Below are 22,299 nucleotides of genomic sequence, written 5' to 3'. Positions count from 1 at the left end.
AATGCCAAATCCACAAGTTCGTTCCGTTAAATCTCCAGAAGGCGTGAATCGTCCAAAACGCTCACCAAGTAAAATGCGCAGATTGGGGCTATCGCTGCTTGCTGTGCTCATTCTTGGAGTCATCGTTTTCTTACTTGTTCCTTCACCCATAGAACCGGTAAAATGGTTGGCGCCGACGGCTCCCTCTTTTCAGGAAGCGGGCCCTTGGAAACAGAACAACAAACTCAGCTCTGCTCAGCTTGTTACAGATGCCCCGCAATTCCCGGAATTCATTACATTCGATAAAGACGGCCAGCTATATACAGGAGATTCAGACGGGAAAATTTACAAGGTTCCTTTCGATGCAGAGGGCAATCCGCAAAAGGCCCAAGTGTTTGCAGACACCAAAGGAACGCCAAATGGGCTTAAATTCGACGCCAAAGGCGATTTGATCGTTACGGATATCAAGAGGGGATTGCTGTCTATAAACCCATCCGGGAGCATAGAGGTATTGGCGGATCAAGTGGACGGCAAGCCGATCTATTTAGCTAACGAGCTTGATATTGCCCGGGACGGCTCGATTTATTTTTCGGATACCTCGAACTATGGACGTGTGACATTCAGAGAAATTGCCGAGAACAAGCCGCATGGACGCTTGCTGAAGTACGATCCAATGACCAAACAGACGACCGTTCTGTTAGAAGGTCTCTATTTTGCGAACGGGGTTGCCTTGTCTGCGGATGAAGATTTCGTGCTTGTGGCGGAATCGTATCATTATCAGTTGACCAGATACTGGCTCAAGGGTCCCAAAAAGGGGACATCTGATATTTTTGCGGACAATCTCGCAGGCTTTCCAGATAACATTACGCGTGATGAACAAGGTCATTTCTGGGTCGGGATCTTCACGACTCGCCTTTCTTTTGCAGATCAGATGCATCGCAGCCCGTGGTTGGCCGGTTTCATGGCCAAAGTACCAGAGTCACTTCTTAGCGGTGCAAGCGCACCAGCGAAACATGGGCTTGCAGCGGAATTCAGCCCCCAGGGAGTACTTATTGGTAGCTGGCATGATCCGGAAGGTTCGCTGAATGGCGTAACGACGGCTGCAAGCCATAATGGATTTTTATATATAGGAACGGCACCTGGAGGCAGTAAAGGCGTTCATCGTGTGCTTTTAACAAAATAATATTGGAATCCGGCTAAAGGGCGATATCCCTCCATCGAAAAAGGAATTGTACATCCACTTGAAACAGGTGAGCAACAGAAAAAATGTGAATATAAAGAAAATGGTTAATAGGATTTCCTCATGTTTCTTAAGGCCACCCTTCGTGAGGTAGATAGGCTAAAGTGGTCACCAATGTTGTAAAATCTACAACAATTCACACGCCAAAAGGCTATTTGGCAAGCTGAAGTTGCAGTTTGTACAACATTTCTAACCCATTTGTCGCGAAATGGCCTAAATGGGGTTACATTGTTGTACATTATGCAACATCGAATGAGATTGGCGGGATTTAGGCAGAAATTATTGCACTTTTTACAACATCAATTCATTGTCATACCCAGAATTTGTCGACGCAATCAAGTAGGCCCATGCAACTGCGCATGGACCTATTTGATTCTGTCATTTAGTTATAACTATTCGATAAAGCAAAATTGATGAGGAATGAAATGGTTAGTCCGAGTGTGTACTTTTTATTTCGAAAGAGTTTTGGCGCAATAAAGGACTCCCCAGCTTGGGACGGCACCACGTACATGGGATGACAGTATGAAGAATAAGGTGTTCATCGGTTTTATCGCACTCATTCTCATGTCTCATTTGCATAAAGTGATTTTGGACAAGGGTTGTAAAAGAATATGACCATGAGAAAGCTACTGCTCAATGCTACTGATGCCTTGCCATATCCAATGTCGCATGACCCAAAATCTTTTTGATAGGCGTGTGAAAAGCAACCAAAACTTGTGGAGATTTTGTATAGTTCCTTTTGTTATGATCATACCATTTGAAAGAGAAATGGATTTTGTTGAGATATGGGAGATATGGAGCTTTGGTTCCATATTTCCATAATGGGACAGCGCTGAGGGGCAGTCCTTTTCTTATGTTTCTTCGAATCCTATTTACTTATCTTCGTTGGAGAGAGTGTGTGTATTTGATCATGACAAACGACCATGAATTTGCAAACATCATTAAAGAATCGCTATTGAATCAGTGTTTTATTCATATTTGGTATTTTGACGGGATGAACAATCATGAACTGACGGGGCTGGCGACTATGATTGATCAGCAACTCCGAAGTGTCAAAATAAGCCATACAGAAGGAATGGAATGGATTTCGTTGGACGATATCCTTCACATCCGCTTTCAGTCTGACGGAACACGATCTTGAATAATTTCTGTACGAGAGCTATTTACGTTGAACTTTATTTAGAGATTATTAATATTTATATTTTTACTTCTAATTTATATAGTGTCCTGCTCTACTTGTGTGAAAACAGCATGCAAAAGCAATTGTAGAGATTTTGTAGAGTTCCTTTTGTTATGATCACAGATGTCGAATGGACATGGATTTTATCGATATATGGGGGGTTGAGGTGGTTTTGATTCCCTATGGGACAGGAGTGACGTATAAAGAGAGGAATAGAATAAGAACAATCGTTTTACTGATGCAGGGTACAACATCCGTACAGGATTACCTACGTAAGAAGCAAAATAACTCAAGCGAGAGCAGGGTAGGAGTGAACAAAAGATGAAAATAAAAAATCGAAGAATGTTATCTGTTCTAATGGCAATCGTTATGGTATTAACGATGATGCCTTTTCATCCGTTAGAAGTAGGAGCAGCGGTAACACCAACACTTGATCTCGGTACTCCGGTTAGATCATCCGCAATAAACTATCAGCTGTCAAATGCTGCGTTTGGAAGATCAGATGTCGTTGATGCTGGGGGCGGATACTTTACTGTGGCGGTAAGTAATGGCTCAACTGCTGTTGGGACTGTTCCAAGCAGTATTACCGAGTTGACTAGTGGCATAACAATTAGTGGTCGTGTTACTGACCAATCTACATCGACAAATAGAGTGTTCAATTTTTCAGGCGCCGCTACTTATGAAGACATTCGAGCTGCGATTCGAAATATGACATTTACACAAGCTGCAGGTCAAACCCAAAGTGTCACAGTCAATGTAACGCCAGGAGCGCCATTGTCCAATGGAAAAACATCTGTGCGTACCTACAATAGTCGCCATTTTGTATATGTGGCAAGACAGACTACCATGACTTTTTATGATGCTGTGACTACTGCAACGAACAATAATGGACATCTCGTAGAGCCAGCAGCAGGCGATGCAGGTGCTGGAGAAATGTTGGCGATTGCCAGTATGTTTAAAGAATTTAAGAGTTCCTTTATGACAATTTCAGGAACCCAGTGGAACTTTATAAGCTTTATTGGCGCTACTAAAACTGCATCACCTAGTTGGAGCACTTCTAATAATGATAGTCTGACACATTATGTATCGAACATCGGTCAGCATACAAATCTTGAGACCTCGAATTATAATGTGCCTAATGGACCCATCACCCATATTACACTTCTGCTAGACACCAATAATACTAAAGTAGGTTACTTAGGCGTAACTGATGTACACGGTAGCGGTACATTTAAAGATCCGGGAGTTATTGTCGAGTATAATCTCGGTGTCATTAACATCATCACTGCCACCAAAGATGTTCCAAGTGTTGGGATCGATAGTGTAACAGCAGCCGTTTATAAGAGTGTAACTGCTTCCGTTTATAACGGCTCCAGCACAATAACGGCAACCCCTCTGAATGCAAATACGGTTATGGCAGTTACATATGCAAACGGGGACCCAGTTACAGGACTCAGAGCATTTGACCAAAGTGGCAATGAAATTACTGCCGGTGTAAACGGTTGGTATCCAAGCAACGGAAACCCGATTGTATTTCTGCCTGTATTGCCGGGTGGAACTTACAAAGTAGTTGCTACATCGACATTCGGTGCAGGTGCAGTAACTCCAAGTACGGCTACTGTGACACGAGATATTACATTGCCAACAGTAAGTAATAACGTTGCAGCAGGAAAAGATTCGGGACATCCCGGTAAAACAACCATTACTGTAGATCCATCCTCAACTTTGGCTAAATATGCTGTAGCCGATGAGAATGGTAATGTGGTAAGTGGTTGGAAAACAGGCACAGGTTCAGATTTAACTTTTGATAACCTTAACCCAGGTACCAGATATCAAATTGTGACGGTTCCTGCCGATACGACCGATCCGCTTCCTACAGCAAACGTAAGCGGTACACGAGTCTTGACGCCAGTCGCGCCAGTGGATGTAAAAAATATCTTGAGAATGCCAACAAGCACCGCCGGCAGCGACCTGATTCAAATTAACAATACTGTACCTGCAATCCAGTATGCGCTTATAGATAAGAGTACAGGCAAATATGTTGATGTAAATGGCAATCTGTCTTCTGAACCTGTTTGGATAAGCGGAAACGGAAGTACATTAACCTTCCAACCTGTTGATGCTGCGAAAACTTATCAAGTCTTAGCCCGGCCGATACCGGCAGTAGGTGAGATTTCGCCGATGCCAACAAGCGGAACGGATGTACCTCCATATCAAAAAGCAAACATTTCCGGCGGAATGATGTATGAAGATTCAACCTATCCTACACAAGCTACAATCACTGTGGCTGGCGTTACGGGCAGCATAAATAAAAATACTGGCAAATACGCTGTAAACGATGTACCGGTAGGAGTTTATCCAGCAAGTATTACGATTACGAACCCTGACAACGCATCACTTAACGCAACATTTACGGCTACGGCTACCGTAGATGACAAAGGCAATGTCACCTTTGGACCATTTACGTCAATTGTTGGAACACCTGCGGGAATGAGCGTTACAAGCGATGAAAAGGGAAACATTATTGTGCATCCTTCTACTGCTGTTTCAAAGGTAGCCAGTGATATGACAGCTGCTATCCATACGAATACTTTAGAGGCTTTACAAGCAGCACATGATGAATTTACGGCTCTCACTCCGGAAGAACAATTGCAAATAAGCAGAACAACGGTAGAGAATGTATCCAATGCGATATTAAATTTGCTGCAGGCTTCATTAAAGATTAGCAGTGCCGTAAGCGGTGTTGCAAACCCTGCTGCCACAAGAAATCAATTGGATAATCAAAAGGGTATGCTGCTTACGCCTGCAGAAATTGCTCAAGTACTGAACGGTCAATCTTTGAATGTCACTCTTAATCTGAATGCGACGGATGTGTCTACTAGCACAACTCCAGGAGTATCAGCTGACAAGAGCTTAATTGAAGCCCGCGTTGCCTCAAGTGCGGCTATCATTGGCTTTATGTATGATATTAACATTACCAAAAAAGTGGATGAACTAAACAGCAGTGGCACAGTGATTACTCCAGGCACACCACAGCTTGTACCTGTAGTACCGTTGCCGATTAGTATTACACTACCTATTCCGACAAACTTGTTGGGATATAAGTATTTCGCTATTGTGAGAGTTCATAATGGCGTTGCGGAATTCATACCAGCCTCTGTCAATGGAACAACCGTAACGTTCTCCTCAACCAAGTTTTCGACTTATGCTTTGGTTTACTCCAACCAAATGATATTTGCGGATAACTTGCCGGGTACAGGACCTTCACAGCCATCAACGGATGGAGGAAGCGGAGGCGGAGGCTTCGTCAGCCCCACCATCACGATTGATAGTGTGACAGGTGGAAAAGTAACCGTAGACAATAATAAAGTTACATCCGGTACCAAAGTGACCATTACTGTCACTCCTGATACTGGATATTCATTGGACAAGCTAACGATTACAGATGATAAAGGCAATGCAATCAACTATACAGACAATGGTGACGGTACTTACACGTATGTCCAACCGAGCGGCACAGTTAAGATTAACGCAACGTTTAAAGCTTTAGACAAGGCGCCAACGTCGGCTGCCGATACGGGAGTATTCAAATTGCTCAATACGAAGGATCATTTTGTATACTTAAACGGTTATGAAGATGGAACCTTTAGGTCTAACGCCTCAGTAACCCGTGCTGAAGTCGCTCAGATGTTCTATAATCTTCTAAAAAATCAGGATGTAAATACTACTGGAATGCACTTTGCTGATGTACCTGAGAAAGCTTGGTATGCAAAAGCTGTGAACACCTTAGCTAGCCTCGGTATTATTAACGGCTATAAAGATGGCTCTTTCGCACCTAATAAGGCTATCACTCGCGCAGAGTTTACAATCATTGCAGTAAACTTTTCGAATAAAGCTGCAGGCAAGAAGAACTTTACAGATGTATCTAATACCCATTGGGCATATGCCAGCATAGCAACTTCAGCGGAATACGGCTGGGTAAACGGTTATCCGGACGGTGCTTTTGAACCGGATAAGACCATCACTCGTGCAGAGACAGCTACGATTGCAAACAGAATGCTTAATCGTCAGCCTGACAAGAAAGCCATCGATGCGTCCACCAGTATCAAAGTTTTCAAAGACCTTTCAAATGGCTACTGGGCATACTATGACATTATGGAAGCAACCAATGCCCATCAATACGAGAAATCAAACGGTATGGAAATTTGGGTACCGTAACAAAACGCCATTGATTAAATAAGTTCAAAACGAGAAAGCCCGCCAATGTTTCGTATATTGGCGGGCTTTCTTTACATTCCAGACTTTATTATCTGATTACGGCACAAGGAATTGACGCAGTTCTTGTCGAAAATATGAACTCCAGCATTTGCAAGCAGATGGTGGAGTTGCTCGGCGAAACGTTGGGAGTGAGCTTCTTTATGATATGGATAAAAAACAAAAACGCCCTGAAATATGCGGCCACGTTCATCCTGTTTCTTTTCATACTTCTCGGCATCCGGTGGTTTTGGTCCGGTTTTTTTCTTACGCCTGAACATCCTCGAGCGGTTCAAGGTGTGCTCGATCTGCGTGGCTGGGACTTCGCGAAATCCCATTCCATTACGCTGAAAGGCGAGTGGGAGTTTTATCCGGAAGCGTTCATCACGCATGAAGACAAGGGCCGGGAATATCCTGGCAAGCGTTACATACAGGTTCCGGGAGATTGGCGAAGCGCTTTGCCGCCCGGGTCAAAGTCATCTTTCGGATACGGGACGTACCGACTGCGCATTCTTGTCAGTCCTTTTCTGCAGCAGTCTTTCGAATTCTGGATTCAGGAAATTCAAGCCTCTTCAACTGTTGAATTCAACGGTCAGTTAGCAGGAGTCGGCCAACCGACTGAGCAAGCGAAAACGTATACGCCCCGCCGGATTTCTTATACCCCGCTCTATAAGGCGAACGGAGTGAGTGAGATCGAGCTTCTTGTACGCGTTGCCAATTTCGAAAATCCGTTAAATGGCGGCATTGTCAGGGACATCCGCTTCGGGTCGGATGCAGCCGTTGATACCGAACGCTGGAGCTCCATTGGCTTTCAGGTTGTGACATTCATGATACTGATGTTGCATGGCTTGTACGCCTTAATGCTATACGTGTTCAATCGGCAAAAATCGTTTCTTATCTTCTTCATGCTGCTTCTGGTCTCCGGTCTTTCGATTATGTCCGATAACGACAGCCTGCTGTTTGTATCCATGCCATTCATCAGCTATGCATGGGCGCTGAAAATCAAGTTGCTCTCGTACACGTCGGTCCCCTTTTTTTTCCTGCTGATGGTTGCAATATTTGCCAAGCTCCGAACTAACACGGTTTTGTTTCGTGCGTACGCCGTCGTTTTCGTGCTTTATTCGGTGTTTGTGGTGGTCATGCCGCCGCCGCTCATTTACTATTCGATCGAAATTAAAATATTCAGGCTGCTTTATTGGTTCCCATTGGCTTGGGTCATCTATCTGATCTGCAAAATGATAGCCAGAAAACAGCCTGGTGCCGCCTTTCTGCTGCTTGCCGCTACGAGTATATTATCCAGCTCCGCATGGGGATTGCTTAATCCTCGCTCGGTAATAACGAACGTCTACTACCCGTTTGACGTGCTGGCGGCTATCGTCAGTTTTTCCGCTTACTGGTTTAAACAGTACTTCCGCAACTCTGAAGAAAACGCTAAGCTGAACGAGCAGTTAAGGATGGCAGACAAATTGAAGGACGATTTCCTGGCCAACACATCACATGAATTGCGCAATCCGCTGCACGGGATACTGAATATGGCGCAAACGGTACTTGACAGCGAAAAACATGCGCTGAGCGATAAGAGCGCCAAAAATTTGGAATTGATGATCATCGTCGGCCGGCGCATGTCGTTTATGTTAAATGACCTGCTCGATTTGACGCGTCTCAAGGAGGGGATCGTCCGCCTGCATCTGCAAAGTGTTCAGTTGCAAGCGGTCGCTTCCGGCGTATTCGACATGGTTCGTTTCATGACCGAAGGTAAACCGATCCGGCTCGTCAGCGAGATTCCGAACGAGTTTCCTTCTGTGATGGCCGACGAAAACCGGTTCGTTCAAATTGTATTCAATCTGGTTCACAATGCGGTCAAATTTACTAACGAAGGGACAATCACCATCCGGGCGGCCGTTAAGGGCGGGAAAGCGTACATTAGCGTTGCGGATACAGGCGTAGGCATGGACGCGGAAACGCTGCAAAGAATCTTTAAGCCCTACGAGCAAGGCGACACTGGCATGACGGCGGCTCCAGGCGGCGGCATCGGACTCGGGCTGGGCATTTGCAAGCAGCTAGTAGAGCTGCACGGCGAAGCGTTAGAGGTCATCTCCACGCCCGGTGAAGGCACAGTATTCACGTTTTCTTTGGCGCAGTCCGATTCGCCGTTCGTTCAATCGGAAATGGAGGCTGCGCCGATTCTATTGTCCACTTATATGGAAACAGGCGCTGCCGGCTCGAACATTCAATACGGCGAAGATACGAAGACGCCAAATTCCAGATCTACGGATAGACCGATCGTATTGGCTGTGGACGACGATTCGTTTAACCTGAAAGTATTGGGGGACATTTTAACTGCGAAAGGCTTCGATATCGTTGCAGTTACGAGCGGCAAAGAAGCGTTGTCCCAACTGAATTCAAGAGTGTGGGATTTGGTTATTACCGACGTCATGATGCCTCACATGTCGGGATATGAGTTAACGCACGCGATCCGCGAGCGCTTTTCGAGTTCGGAACTGCCCATTCTGCTTCTGACCGCACGCAACAATTCTGAAGATATTGCCGCGGGATTTTTGGCAGGCGCCAACGATTACGTTGTAAAACCTGCGGATACGATGGAGTTAATAGCCCGGGTAAGGGCATTAACCGATGTGCACCGTTCGATGCGTGAACGGCTGCGTATGGAAGCGGCATGGCTGCAAGCGCAAATACAGCCGCATTTTTTATTCAATGCACTCAATGCGATAGCGGCGCTCAGCGACATCAATCTGAACAGAATGCGCCTTCTGCTGGACGAGTTCGGAAATTATTTGCGATCCAGCTTCAACTTTCAAAATTCCGAGCAGCTTGTTTCGCTTGAACAGGAGCTTGCTCTCGTCCGTTCCTATTTGTATATCGAGAATGAACGTTTCAACGGTAATTTGGATATTGTATGGGAAATTGATGTGGGAATGAGGCTGAAGATTCCTCCGCTTTCCATCCAGCCTCTCGTGGAAAACGCAGTACGGCACGGTATAACGAGGCGTTCGTCGGGAGGAAAGATCCTTATTCAAATCACCGAATATGAAAACCGTTCAGAAGCAACCATTACCGATAACGGTGTTGGAATGGATGAAGAAACGGTGAAAGGATTATTGCGCACACATTCGGGCAGCAGGCAAGGAGTTGGTCTGCGCAATATTGATCGGCGGCTGAAACAAATGTATGGGAATGGATTGCAAATTCAGAGTTATCCGGAGCAAGGTACGACCGTTTCCTTTGTCATGCCGAAGTGAAGTGTGAGGAGTATCAAGCTTTAGCGTTTGCAGGCTGTTGGCTTGGAGAGAGGCGAACGATGTGATTGCCTTCCTCCTCAAAGCCAAGTGTGCACCTCAAGATCTACTTTGAAAATGGCTCGAACGAGCTGTAGCGAAGCATTGTTAGGGGCGCCGCGCAGCGGCATGGATAGTTACCAAAGTTTCTGTTTCGATGTCCTCCTTCGTCACTCTCATTGTGTCATGGGAAATTTCATTCTCGATTAATTCGAACCAGTCTACAAGCTTGTCGGTCAAGCCGATCTGCAGCTCTTTGGAAAACAGATGATTCAGCTTACGGAAGTGCTTCTCCGCTTCTTTGCGCCGTCCGCTTGCCGTATAAAGCTTCATCAGCGCAAGTCCGTTGTCTTCGTTATACGGATCCGCATCCTGAATCCGTTCGTACATCGCGAGCGCTTCCTCCAGCAATCCGGCTTTCTCATAGAATCGGGCTATCGAACTGGCGTTCTTATACCATAGCTTCCGTAGTCTTTCGCGCTCGGTCTCCGCCCATCCAAACCCGTACTCCTGAAAATAGTCCCCTTCATAAAGCTCAAGCAGCCGCAGCAGCTCGGAATGACTGTCGGCCAAATTTCCTCCGCTCGCCTGCCGCAAACCGTTCTCCCATTCATCCACGTCAATCCGAATGCGGCTTGTGTCCAGCACGTAGCCTTCCTGAATAGTCAGATTGCGGATGGGGATATCGATGACCATTTGCTTCAAGCATTGTCTGATGTGATAAATCGATGTGTACAGTTGACTCGTCGCCTGTTTCACGTCAAGCTCCGGCCACAGCAGCTCCAGAAGCGTTTCCTTGAGGACGATATTGCCGCGATGGTGCAGCAGATAAGCAAACAGCTCTTGCGTTTTTGTCGTCCGCCATTTCGGAATTTCCGGAGACCCGCTGCTGTTCTGAAAACGGAGAGATCGAAAACAGAGAACACGGGAAGGCGCCGTTGATTGGATGTCTTCTTGTTTATGCAATCTTCTTTGCATTAGTCGCTTTATCGTATGATCCAAACGAGCTTGATGCAGCGGCTTAAGCAAATAATCGACCGCATCCAGTTCGAACGCTTGGATAGCATATTCGTTATATGCCGTTACAAACACAATATCGATTCCCGGGCAACCCGCCTGTGCCAATTCCACTGCATCAATGCCCGACAGCTCCGGTAAATGAATATCGAAAAATATGACGTCCGGCTGAAGTTCCGGCATTCGCGCAATAGCCTCTCGCGCATTCTGAAACGAGCCGACTACCGAAATTAAGGAATACCCAGATAGCATTCGCCGAATCTGATTTAGCACCAGTACTTCGTCATCCACCAATATAATCTTCATGTATTTCACGCTCCATAAAAATGTATTACATTATTTTTCAGTGCCATTTGACCCGTTATACCAATACTATCGGGATTTTGGCAATGGATGATTAGAGCTTGTCCGAACAAGCCAGGTGCTGCTGCGGAAAAAAACTCTGTCATTGGCTAGTTAAAAAGGGAACGGCCCATGCCCATCAAGCTAAGAATGGAATTAAGAAGGCCCATGCAATTACGCATGGGCCTTCTTAATTCCGTCGATTCCTTCTAAATATTCGATAAAGCAGCTGCTTCGGACTCCTTCAAGACCATAGTCTTCTTAAGCGTCTGTCTGCCAAACGAGACATAGTAAATCGCAAGAATAACCAGTTGCAATGCGGCTAGAACGAAGCAGATATTGCTGAAAATAAAGCCGGATGAATAGTTGTATAAGGGATTCCAGTTTGGAATGCCTTGTGACCCAAGATCAACGATTCTACTGTATACGCCGATAGCGATCCCTTGCGAAATGAAGTTGACCATCGCCAGCATGCCCATCCCGACGCCAACTTGTTCCATAGGCAAGGTTCTTGAAACCGAATTGGAAATCGCAATGACAATGAAAGATTGCCCGACGTTGCCAAGAATCAGAAAAACAGCAATAAACAAGGGAGAACCTCCAGTAAAAGTGGAGAGTAAAATAAAGCAAGCCAGCAGTAAACTTGATGCTACGTAAACGACGAACGAGTTGCCTTTTAGATCCGCGAGTCTACCGCCTCTACGTCCAAATACGGCGGAAGCAACGGCTGCAGGGACCATTGCGAAGCCGATCCAGACGGATGGCAACTTCTGAATATTTGCTAATAGCAGAGGGCTGAGTACATAGAGCGAGCAGCAAGTGCCGTTGATGAGAAATGAAATGGTCAGTCCGAGTGTGTACTTTTGATTTCGAAAGAGTTTTGGTGCAATAAAGGGCTCCCCAGCCGTGCAAATTCGAGCAATGAATAACCCTAAAGTGAGTAAGCCGCCTAACAAAAGCCAAATTCCCTTCGTAACACTCAGCAGGAATAAGGCTATTGTGATGGCTAACAGACTCCCGCCAATCCAGTCAAATTTCCCTGTTGTCCCAAGCTGTTCATTTCCAAGATACTTGCGGTAAAAAGGGAGGGTAGCCAATATAAGTAAAGGTACAGCAAATAACCAGCGCCAGTGTACCGTGCTAACGATTAAAGCAGCAACTACAGGCCCGAGTGCATTACCAAAAGCCAAGCCTACCGCAGTCATACCCAGAGCTGCACCTCTGCGCTCCGGAGCGAAATAACGCAAGGGGATGATCATCGCAATCGCCGGAATAACCGCAGCACCGGATGCTTGCAGACATCTGCCGACTAGAGCCATTGCGAATGTTTGTGAGGTCAGCCCGATGAGAGACCCGGCCGTAAATAATAGGAGTCCGAAGGTAACCAAACTTTTCAGCTTATAGCGGTCTGCCAGCTTTCCATAGGTGACTGCACCAATTGCATAGATTAGAATGTAGGCAGAAGAGAGCCAGCTGACCTGGGAAATCGTAAGGGAAAAGTCTTCACTAATCTTGGGCAAGACGATGTTGAACATGATGCCGCTCATCATGGATATAATCAGGGTGAACATCAAAACACGCATTAATTTGTCGCCGGCTTGCTGAGGTTCTTGGCTTTGGAGACTCATAAGTTGCACATCCTTTTTTTAAAATTTGACTGTCAGTACTGACTGTCATCTGGTTTGTAAAAAAACTAGGGTTGTAAGGCCCTAGCAAAAATCTTTACGCTCTCTTGAATAAATGGCTCCAATGAAATGGTGGCGTAATTCTTATGGTTATCGAGATCGTTCATGAACGCCCCGAAATTCATCATCATAAAGGAGAAGGCGTGCATCTCCGGATTCGTTGGAATCATTTTGCCTTTCTCGGACATTGTGATGAAATAATTCGTTAAGATGTCCAGCAATTGCAGAGGATGCTTATGCGTACGCTCGCGGAATCCGGGCAGTTGGCCTTCTTCTTTGAGACTGATCTGGATCAATTTGCGATTACGGTTCATAATCTCATGGTAGGTTTTACTAACCAGGAGCAGATCCTCTTCCAGATCCCACACGAGCTTTTCACTAAACAGCTTCTTCATCTCTTCGGCATAATGATAGCGGTCAAATGCGGCTTCGAGAAGCTTCTGTTTACTGCCGAATTGACGAAACAAGGTCTTCTCACTAAGACCTGCTTCCGTTGCAATTTCAAGGGTGGTTACCCCATTGTAGCCTTTAGCCGCGATCAAATTGAGTGCCGCCAAGAGAAGTCTATCGCTGCTTCCCAGCTTGTTGCTGTCCATGTTATTATCCCTCTTCCACAATAATGTCAGTACTCACTGACATTATAATAGACTGGATATGGAATAAAGTCAATGTGTGTATATCCTGCTTAGCCAAAAAAGCTAATGATCAGAATGCCGATCAAGATAAGAATCGAGCAAATAATTCGTAGTGTGCCTTGCTTTTCTTTGAGCACAACAATGCCCAGAATCGTAGCAAAGACAGTGCCAATCTCACGAATTGGTGAGATATGGGCGACAGGAGCATATTTCATGGCGAACAAAAATAACAAATAGGATCCGGGATTGAGGATCGCACCCAGTAAAATGATCTTGGCATTCAGCTTCCATTCGACGCGAAGTTGTTTAGAAGCGAGTACAATCGGCGTCAGCGCAGCCATGAACCCGATATTCGTAACCTCCAATAAAGAGATAGCTGAGACATGCTGAAGGTTGATGCGATCAACAAAAACGTAGCATGTCGTACATAGGCCGACACTAAGGGCCATAAGGAACGGTTTAACAGATCCGGCGGATGCCTTATTACGGGTGAAAATACCGCTAAGCCAGATGAAACCAAAGACCATGCAGAGCAGGCCTATCCAACCATAAATTGATAAGGATTCACGAAGGAACAAGACGCTGCCAATGGGAATGAAGAGCGTGCTGGTGCCTCGCATAATCGGATACACCTGGGACAGGTCGCCCATATTGTAGGTACGTGCCAACAACAGGGAGTAAACGCTTTGCAAACACGCAGATAAAAGTAAGAATCCGTAGGCTTTTAGAGATAAAGGGGTAAGCCACAGCTCTCTGATTAAGTAAGGAAGAAGTCCGATTGTGGTTACCATCATGATGGACCATAGGAAGACGCTTTTATTCTGGCTTCTTTTGGTGAATAAGCTCCAGACCGCGTGGGTAAGACCTGAAGCTACGACTAGTAAAATTGAAACGATAAACAAGCGATCATCTCCAAACCTTGAGAGAAGTTAAACGTTGGGGTTGTGTTCGGGTTGATCCTTGATTACCGTTCCGTCAGCCAGTCGCAGCCAGGATTCGAAAGAACGCTGGCCTTCGCGAAGTCGAATCATCCTGGCACCGCGAGGGAAGCCTTCTTTGCCATAGGTATTGTAGCCTGTTGCTCTTCCGTAGCAGAGACGTACTCCGTGAAGCTCGCCCCAATAATCGTTGACGTGGTCGTGGCCGCAGAAGGTTCCGATGACATCGCCCATTTCTACCATGGCTGTAAATAGTCCTGAGTTAACGGGGGAGCAGCAGACATTCTCAAATTTGTTGCCATAGCACGTCCCATTCTCCCAAACTTGTTTATATTCCGGAAGCGGAATGTGAAAGAAAGCCAAGGATGGGTATGCCTGCGCCCCTATGCTCGATTGGATCTTACGGGATTCCTCTCTGTACCAGTCGATCTGATTGCTGCGAATCCAATCATAACCTTGGATCGGCAGCGGAGAACGATCCCCGGAATCAAAGAAGTACAAAGCGGCAGCAGTCTGACCATCGGAGCCCGAAATGGACAACGTATAGTTGCCGACACCGTTAATTTCTTCTGGTCCTCGCTTGGTAACGGTATGGGGATGCTCCAGCACTGTATGCATGAGCTCATCTCTAGTGATGGTAGTTTCTGTATCGTGGTTGCCGAACACAACTGCCCATGGAATACCGCGAGATTCGGCCGTGTGAACGGCATCGCGAAACGCTTGATGCGGTTGCTCGCAAACAGGTTCACCGGAAGCCCCGTTTCCTGTATAAATGACGTCGCCTGTAAATACGACAAGGTCAGGATGCTCGGCATCTAGCACTTCTTCCATTAGACGACGTGTTTGCTGATCCTCATCCCCACCATTTTCCCAATGTAAATCGGTGAACTGGACGATGGTAAAAGTTCGATCTTCGCGAAAGGCAAGCTGGTGCTGCACGATAAATGTCCCCCTATAAGTTGTATTTTTGTAGTATTCATGTTGTTTCATTGTGATATAATGTTGTTTGTTGGCTATTGTATCGCTGGTTTGCACTGCTGTCAATGAAGAAATTTTTTGATAAAATGATTAAAAGCAAGCATGAAACCGTTTTCGACTGTAGTTCTCGTAGGGACAGTTTTTTTCACAAAAAAGAGCGATTAAGCAAGAAATGCCGATATACGGTACAGAGCAACAACCGTATCTTTATAATCAATCAACATATTAATTGTAAGTAAGAGGAGACTACATAATGACTGATAAAAAGGTTGAATTACGGTGCTTGAATTCTTTGGCTAAAGTAATCGCTCATCATGAACTCGATTCCCGTTATTTCCTTGAACGAGCAACAATGTTCAGCAACGAAATTTACTCGTTTCAGGTAGCCTATCGATCGGAGCAGCTTATTAAAGGCATACGCATCGAAATCGAATCACCTCTAACCGAGTGTATGACGGTACGAAAAGTTGGGTTGGTGCCAAGTGAATTAGCATGTTATGGCGATCATGATGGGTATGTGATCAGTGATCAACCTGGTCTATATCCCGATCCGTTGATGCCACTGGATATCAATGGTGAGGTCGCTTTACCTGGGAGCTGGAGCTCTCTATGGATAACGGTGGAGCTCAAAGATCAACATTCAGAGGGTGTGTATCCAATTGATGTGATTTTGCTATCTGCTGATGGCAATCGGATGGGTACAGAACGTATCGATTTACAAATACTAAGCGGTTCTTTGCCCAAGCAAAGGTTGATTCGAACCGAATGGTTTCATACGGATTGTTTGGCCAATCATTACAACGTGAATGTCTTCAGCGAAGAACATTGGACACTTATTGAGCAATATGTTCAAACTGCGGTCAAACAAGGGATCAATATGATTTTAACGCCATTATTCACACCCCCATTGGATACAGAAGTTGGCGGTGAGCGCACGACTGTGCAGTTAGTGGAAGTCCAGCGTGATGAGAATGGCTACCGATTTGATTTTCGCTTACTGGAGAGATGGATAGCGCTTGGAGAACGCTGCGGGGTTGAGTATTTTGAGTTTTCTCATTTATTTACGCAATGGGGGGCACAGTTTGCACCTAAAATCATGGCCACGTTAAAGGGGCAGCTTGATCGAATATTTGGTTGGGAAACTGACGCAACTGGAGAAGAATATGGCCAGTTCCTAGAGGCATTTTTACCTGAATTGGATCGGTTTATCAAAAAGCAGGGCATTCAGGATCGCGTATTTTTCCACGTTTCGGACGAACCGACCTTGGACAATTTGGAATCGTATAGAGCAGCCAGTAGACGGTTGAGCCAGTTCCTTCAAGGCTATCCTACGTTCGATGCGCTTTCAGACTATGAATTTTATGCGCATGGACTTGTAAACACACCAGTGGTTGCCAACAATCATATCGATTCATTTATTAGCCATGGCGTGGAAAACCTTTGGACTTATTATTGCTGTGCGCAGTACAAGAAAGTATCAAATCGATTCTTTGCCTTTCCTTCGGAGAGAAATCGGATCATTGGATTCCAGTTATATAAATTTAATATACGAGGATTTTTACACTGGGGGTATAACTTCTGGTATTCGCAATATGCACGTAAAATGGTGAATCCATTCGTCCAAACGGATGCAGATCGAGCTTTTCCATCTGGGGATGCCTTTCTTGTATATCCAGGAGAAACGGGACCTATCGAATCTATTCGAATGGTTGTATTTTATGAAGCTTTGCAAGATGTAAGGGCGCTTGAAAGGTTAGAAGGTTTGATTGGCCGCGAGAAAACGATTGCTATGATGGAAGAAGATCTTGCTGTGCCATTAACATTCAGCGATTATCCGCATGAACCCGACTGGATTATCAAGAAACGTGAGCAGATCAATCAACTTATAGCATCGCTGGCTTAAGGATGAAGCTGATCCGTTGACATCGTAAGCGCCACCTTATAAACTGGATGAAAACAACATGAAACATCACCATGTGGATATCATCGGTCAATAGCTGATGCTTACGATGCCAGTTTTCCTTACGGAAAACCCTTAGGAGGCCATTATGTCATTAACATACGAAGACCGCAGGATGACCATCCTGAACCATTTGGAGATGGAAGGGAAAGTGCAGGTGCATCACCTGTCTGAGATGCTTAATGTCTCGACAGAAACGGTGCGGCGGGACTTAGATCGCCTAGAGAAGGAAGGCAAGCTTCGCAAAGTGTACGGAGGCGCTGTCAAAATGCGCATGGAGCTTGTTGAGCCTCCTTTTCTCAAGCGGACCCAAATGATGAAGTCAGAGAAAACAGCGATCGGCAAGCTGGCTGCCTCTTTAGTCCAAGACGGCGAAACGATCATGCTGGATAACGGCACGACGACGATTGAGATTTTGCCTTACCTGAAGGATCGTACGAGTGTAACCTTGATCACCCATTCTGTTCCGATTCTCAATCTGGCCATGGAAACGTTCCGGGGAAGAATTATCTTCGCTGGCGGGGAAATGAACGTCGAGTATCAAGCCGCAACAGGCTCCCTGACGGATCAGATGCTGGATCAATTTAAAGTGAACAAAGCGTTTATCTCCGTTGGAGGCATCTCACTCGCAGACGGCATTACCGACTTTCATTTGGCTGAAGCCATCATTTCGCGAAAAATGATGCAGCGAGCTGAGGAAGCCATTCTGGTTGCGGATCATTCCAAATTCGGTATGTCTACATTCGCCAGAGTGTCAAAGCTCGAGGAAATCTCGATGCTCATTACCGATCCGGGCTGCTCGAAGGAATGGATCGATACGTTTGAGGCGCTCGGCATTGAAGTGCTGATCAGCGACTAATAGGAAAATCGCCACCGAACCGGCTCTCATAGCGGTGTAAGGGCGATTTTTTCTTTGCAAATAGGGGCATTCTCAAAAAATGAGGATGGTACAAAAAGAAGCGACGTCTATTCCTAAGAAAACAATACGATTGAATAATCGACGATATACGACATCAGCTTGTGTGAGATATGCTTCTTTCACAGGGCTAATCCGCTTTACGGCGTTAGCGCCGGACTACGATTTAAGGGGAGTGTTACCATGAAAAGAAGACCTCAATTAAAAGTACTGCCGATCGCGGCAACCATTCTTGCATTAACGCTTGCAACCGCTTGCGGAAACGCTGGATCTACAAAGGATGCTGCTAAGGACAGCACAGCGCCAGCGTCATCAGTTTCTAAAGATCCTGTGAAGGTGACATTATGGACACCGATGAATCCGAACGCGAAAGCAGTCGTCAAAAGCTTGAACGAGCTGCCTATGGTGAAAGAGTGGGCCAAGAAAACAAACGTAACGTTTGACTTCCAACATTCTTCTGGAAACACACCGCAAGATGATGTTCAGCAATACGGTGTCATGGTTGCTTCTAATAATTTGCCGGATTCGATGCTGTGGAATTGGAACAGCGTGCAGGGCGGAACCTCCAAAATGTTCAAAGACGGCACGATTATTAAACTGAATGATTTAATAGAAAAGAATGCTCCGAATTTGAAGAAAATTATGGACGCTAACCCTCAGATCGCCAAACAAATCAAGGCAGATAACGGTGATATTTACGCGATGCCTCACTTGAAGGTAGGACAATACGGTCAATACAAAACATTCAGCGGCATGGTCATTCGGCAGGATTGGCTGGATGAGCTCGGACTGAAATCGCCTGAAACGATTGATGAGTGGGAAACGGTGCTCAAAGCGTTCAAAGAGAAGAAAGGCGCTATCCCATTCACATTGAACAAATCCTATCCGATGTCATTTGCTGACTTCGCAGGCGCATACGGTGTTGCGGGTATGTCGACGATTGCCAATGCGAACAGCTTCTATATCGATAATGGCAAAGTGAAATTCGGACCTACACAGCCAGAGTTCAAACAATATTTGACGACAATGCAAAGATGGTACAAGGAAGGTCTGATCGATCCAGACTTCGCTTCCAATGACACCAAAACGATGGATGCAAAAGTAACATCAGGCAAAGCGGGAGCGTTCTACGGTTTCATCGGCGGAAGTATCGGTACGTATACACCGGCGCTGCAGAAAACAGACCCGAAAGCGAAGCTTTCTGCTGTCCAATATCCGGTTTTGAAAAAGGGCGACGAGCCTAAATTTGTGCAAGCGTCATGGGAATACGACAACATTGGGACGGTTATTACGAGTGCGAACAAGCACGCGGCAGAAACTATAAAAGCTTTGGACTATCTGTATAGCGAGGAAGGCGCAATGCTCAAAAACTTCGGTATCGATGGTCAAACATACACGAAAGTAGACGGTCAACCGAAGTACACGGACCTTATTTTGAAAAATCCGGACAACCTGCCAATCAGTCAAGCGATGGCTAAATATTTTATTGCCAACTACGGCTTCTCCGGTTTGGATGATGACCGTTACAATGATCAGTATTATCAATTACCTGCACAAAAAGATGCTGTAAAACTATACGCTAAGTATGCGAATAATGCCTATAAAGTGATTCTGCCGCCAGTGGTTTTGTCTACGGATGAAGCGAAGGAGTCAGCGAAAATTTTGAACGATGTGAGCACGCTATTGACGGAGCAAATTACCAAAATTGTAATGGGTGCCGCAAAAGTTGAAGATTACGATAAAACGGTAGAGCAAGTGAAAAAGATGAATATGGACCGTGCTGTGGAGATCTACCAAGCGGCAACAGATCGTTACAACAAACGCTAAAAAGCTCGAGGGGAGCCAGCCTCCCCTTTTTCATCACACGTATAAGGAAGTGAGAACATGGCTAATTCCATTCGGGTTTTACTAGATGACATAAGAAAAAATCGCGCGATCTACCTGATGGTGCTGCCGGTTGTGCTGTACTTCTTCATTTTTAAATATTTCCCGATGTATGGCGCAGTGATCGCCTTCAAGGATTTTAGTCCTGCGAAAGGCATTTGGGGCAGCGATTGGGTAGGCTTTCAACATTTCAAAGATTTCTTTCAAAGCTATTATTTTATCCGCGTGCTGCGCAATACGTTTCTGATCAGCTTTTATAACTTGATATTCGGCTTTCCAGCACCGATTATTCTTGCAATCCTTTTGAATGAACTTCGCCAGAAGTTTTTTAAATCGATAGTGCAGACGGTTTCCTACTTGCCGCATTTCATCTCGATTGTGGTCATTTCAGGGTTAATCATCGACTTCACGAACCGTGGAGGTATTGTGAACTCCATCATTATGTTCTTTGGCGGGCAAGATTCAGCCCTTATGAATAATGCAGAGAATTTCCGTACCATTTTCGTCAGTACGTCCGTTTGGCAAGAACTCGGTTGGTCATCCATCATTTATTTGGCCGCGCTTAGCGGGATCAACCCGGAGTTGTACGAAGCTGTTCGCGTTGATGGGGCAGGAAGGTTCCGCCAAATCTGGAGTGTAACGCTTCCCGGTCTCATTCCAACGATTATGATTTTACTCATTCTTCGAATTGGCGGATTGATGGAGGTCGGCTTCGAGAAGGTCGTTCTGCTATATAACCCAAATACGTATGAAACGGCGGATGTGATTTCGTCCTTTGTTTATCGTGAAGGGCTGGCACAAGGGAATGATTACAGCTATACAACGGCCGTGGGGCTATTTCAATCCATGATCAACTTCGTTTTATTAATTAGCGCTAACAGCTTATCCCGCCGATTCTCCGGCAGCCGGTTGTGGTAGCCTATGCTTACGACGTCAGCTTTTTCTTACGAAAAGCTCTCAGGAGGAACCAACAATGAAATTAAGCGCAACTGAGCGACTATTCGATATCGGTAATGCGATTCTGATGATATTGCTTATCGTCTGTACGTTGTACCCGTTCTACTATGTCTTGATGGCTTCTATCAGCGATTCCAATTTGCTAATCCAGCACTCCGGCTTGTTATTGAAACCTATGGGGTTTAACCTCAGTGCTTTTCAGAAAGTGATTGCGAATCCCAACATTTTGACGGGGTATGGGAATACTTTGCTCATCTTGATTGTGGGTACGGCGGTTAATCTGTTTTTTACTACGCTTGGGGCCTACGCGCTGTCCAGAAAGTTCGTGATGCGGAAATTCTTGATGATCTGCATCGTGTTCACGATGTATTTCAGCGGCGGATTGATTCCGACGTATTTGTTAATCAACAACTATCTGCATATGGGAAATAGCTACCTTGCCCTCATCTTACCCGTGGCGATCAGCACTTGGAACTTGATTATTATGCGAACTTCGTTCGAAGCGATCCCTGAGGGCTTGATGGAATCCGCTAAGATTGATGGTGCAGGTGAATGGCGCATTTTGTTCCAGATTGTAGTGCCGCTGTCCATGCCTGTAATTGCCGTTATGGTGCTCTATTATGGTGTAGCTCACTGGAATTCCTGGTTTAATGCGATGCTGTTCCTTCACGATCGGGAGATGTTCCCGCTGCAGCTGATTCTTCGAGAAATTCTGGTGCAAAACAGCACGGATTCGATGACTACTGGAACGGGGAATGCGAACGACACGCAAGCGATTGGGGAAAGTATTAAATACGCAACGATCATGGTGGCTACATTGCCGATTCTGATTGCCTATCCTTTTTTACAGAAATATTTTGTGAAAGGCGTCATGGTTGGCGCGCTCAAAGAATAACGACCAGGCCTGTTCTCTTTTTGGATCTTCAAAAAGAGGGCGGGATATTTGGTTTTTTCCACATTCTGTGAGGGAATCAATAAAAATGATGATGATACAAAAATCGTAGATTGTACTTGAGCGGATGAAGATGGGATAATACT

14 protein-coding genes are annotated in these 22,299 nt (G+C 45.5%); 9 read left to right on the top strand and 5 right to left on the bottom strand.

Features of this window, described 5'->3' with window-relative positions; translation table 11 throughout:
• Position 1 precedes the first annotated feature (1 nt).
• The 4 genes from ASG85_RS08705 (at position 2) to ASG85_RS08685 (ending at position 9,913) form a co-directional block, all read left to right on the top strand.
• A complete protein-coding gene (locus ASG85_RS08705; protein ID WP_060645973.1) occupies positions 2-1,162 on the top strand; it encodes an SMP-30/gluconolactonase/LRE family protein in 1,161 nt (386 codons plus the stop codon).
• 910 nt (positions 1,163-2,072) lie between these two features.
• Positions 2,073-2,360, top strand: coding sequence for a YolD-like family protein (locus ASG85_RS08700; RefSeq protein ID WP_156396486.1), 288 nt, complete (start codon positions 2,073-2,075; stop codon positions 2,358-2,360).
• Positions 2,361-2,720: 360 nt separating this feature from the next.
• On the top strand, positions 2,721-6,617 hold the full coding sequence (locus ASG85_RS08690) for an S-layer homology domain-containing protein (protein WP_060645970.1): 3,897 nt from the start codon (positions 2,721-2,723) through the stop codon (positions 6,615-6,617).
• 200 nt (positions 6,618-6,817) lie between these two features.
• On the top strand, positions 6,818-9,913 hold the full coding sequence (locus ASG85_RS08685; RefSeq protein ID WP_060645969.1) for an ATP-binding protein: 3,096 nt from the start codon (positions 6,818-6,820) through the stop codon (positions 9,911-9,913).
• A gap of 144 nt (positions 9,914-10,057) precedes the next feature.
• Here the strand turns inward: ASG85_RS08685 and ASG85_RS08680 are convergent, their stop codons facing one another.
• The 5 genes from ASG85_RS08680 to ASG85_RS08660 all read right to left on the bottom strand — a co-directional run bounded on the left by ASG85_RS08680 (position 10,058) and on the right by ASG85_RS08660 (position 15,505).
• Complete coding sequence (locus tag ASG85_RS08680) at positions 10,058-11,272, bottom strand: response regulator (RefSeq protein WP_060645968.1); 1,215 nt, start codon at positions 11,270-11,272, stop codon at positions 10,058-10,060.
• 245 nt (positions 11,273-11,517) lie between these two features.
• Positions 11,518-12,936: an MFS transporter gene (locus ASG85_RS08675; protein ID WP_060645967.1), complete on the bottom strand. Its 1,419-nt coding sequence runs from the start codon at positions 12,934-12,936 to the stop codon at positions 11,518-11,520.
• A 65-nt stretch (positions 12,937-13,001) separates the two neighbouring features.
• The gene (locus ASG85_RS08670; RefSeq protein WP_060645966.1) at positions 13,002-13,589 is read right to left on the bottom strand and encodes a TetR/AcrR family transcriptional regulator; all 588 of its coding nucleotides are present in this window, start codon (positions 13,587-13,589) and stop codon (positions 13,002-13,004) included.
• 89 nt (positions 13,590-13,678) lie between these two features.
• On the bottom strand, positions 13,679-14,530 hold the full coding sequence (locus tag ASG85_RS08665) for a DMT family transporter (RefSeq protein ID WP_060645965.1): 852 nt from the start codon (positions 14,528-14,530) through the stop codon (positions 13,679-13,681).
• Between the two features lie 27 nt (positions 14,531-14,557).
• On the bottom strand, positions 14,558-15,505 hold the full coding sequence (locus ASG85_RS08660) for a metallophosphoesterase family protein (RefSeq protein ID WP_060645964.1): 948 nt from the start codon (positions 15,503-15,505) through the stop codon (positions 14,558-14,560).
• A gap of 292 nt (positions 15,506-15,797) precedes the next feature.
• Here ASG85_RS08660 and ASG85_RS08655 point away from each other — a divergent pair, with 292 nt between their 5' ends.
• The 5 genes from ASG85_RS08655 (at position 15,798) to ASG85_RS08635 (ending at position 22,156) form a co-directional block, all read left to right on the top strand.
• On the top strand, positions 15,798-17,447 hold the full coding sequence (locus tag ASG85_RS08655; RefSeq protein WP_060645963.1) for a DUF4091 domain-containing protein: 1,650 nt from the start codon (positions 15,798-15,800) through the stop codon (positions 17,445-17,447).
• Between the two features lie 145 nt (positions 17,448-17,592).
• Complete coding sequence (locus tag ASG85_RS08650) at positions 17,593-18,363, top strand: DeoR/GlpR family DNA-binding transcription regulator (protein ID WP_057304125.1); 771 nt, start codon at positions 17,593-17,595, stop codon at positions 18,361-18,363.
• A gap of 240 nt (positions 18,364-18,603) precedes the next feature.
• Positions 18,604-20,247, top strand: a complete 1,644-nt coding sequence (locus tag ASG85_RS08645) for a hypothetical protein (RefSeq protein ID WP_060645962.1) — start codon at positions 18,604-18,606, stop codon at positions 20,245-20,247.
• 57 nt (positions 20,248-20,304) lie between these two features.
• Positions 20,305-21,222: an ABC transporter permease gene (locus ASG85_RS08640; protein ID WP_057304127.1), complete on the top strand. Its 918-nt coding sequence runs from the start codon at positions 20,305-20,307 to the stop codon at positions 21,220-21,222.
• A gap of 55 nt (positions 21,223-21,277) precedes the next feature.
• Complete coding sequence (locus ASG85_RS08635) at positions 21,278-22,156, top strand: carbohydrate ABC transporter permease (RefSeq protein WP_060645961.1); 879 nt, start codon at positions 21,278-21,280, stop codon at positions 22,154-22,156.
• Positions 22,157-22,299: the final 143 nt, after the last annotated feature.

This window comes from Paenibacillus sp. Soil724D2 (assembly GCF_001427935.1).
In the GTDB taxonomy this organism is placed as follows: domain Bacteria; phylum Bacillota; class Bacilli; order Paenibacillales; family NBRC-103111; genus Paenibacillus_E.
This window is presented reverse-complemented; position numbering and strand designations above follow the sequence as displayed.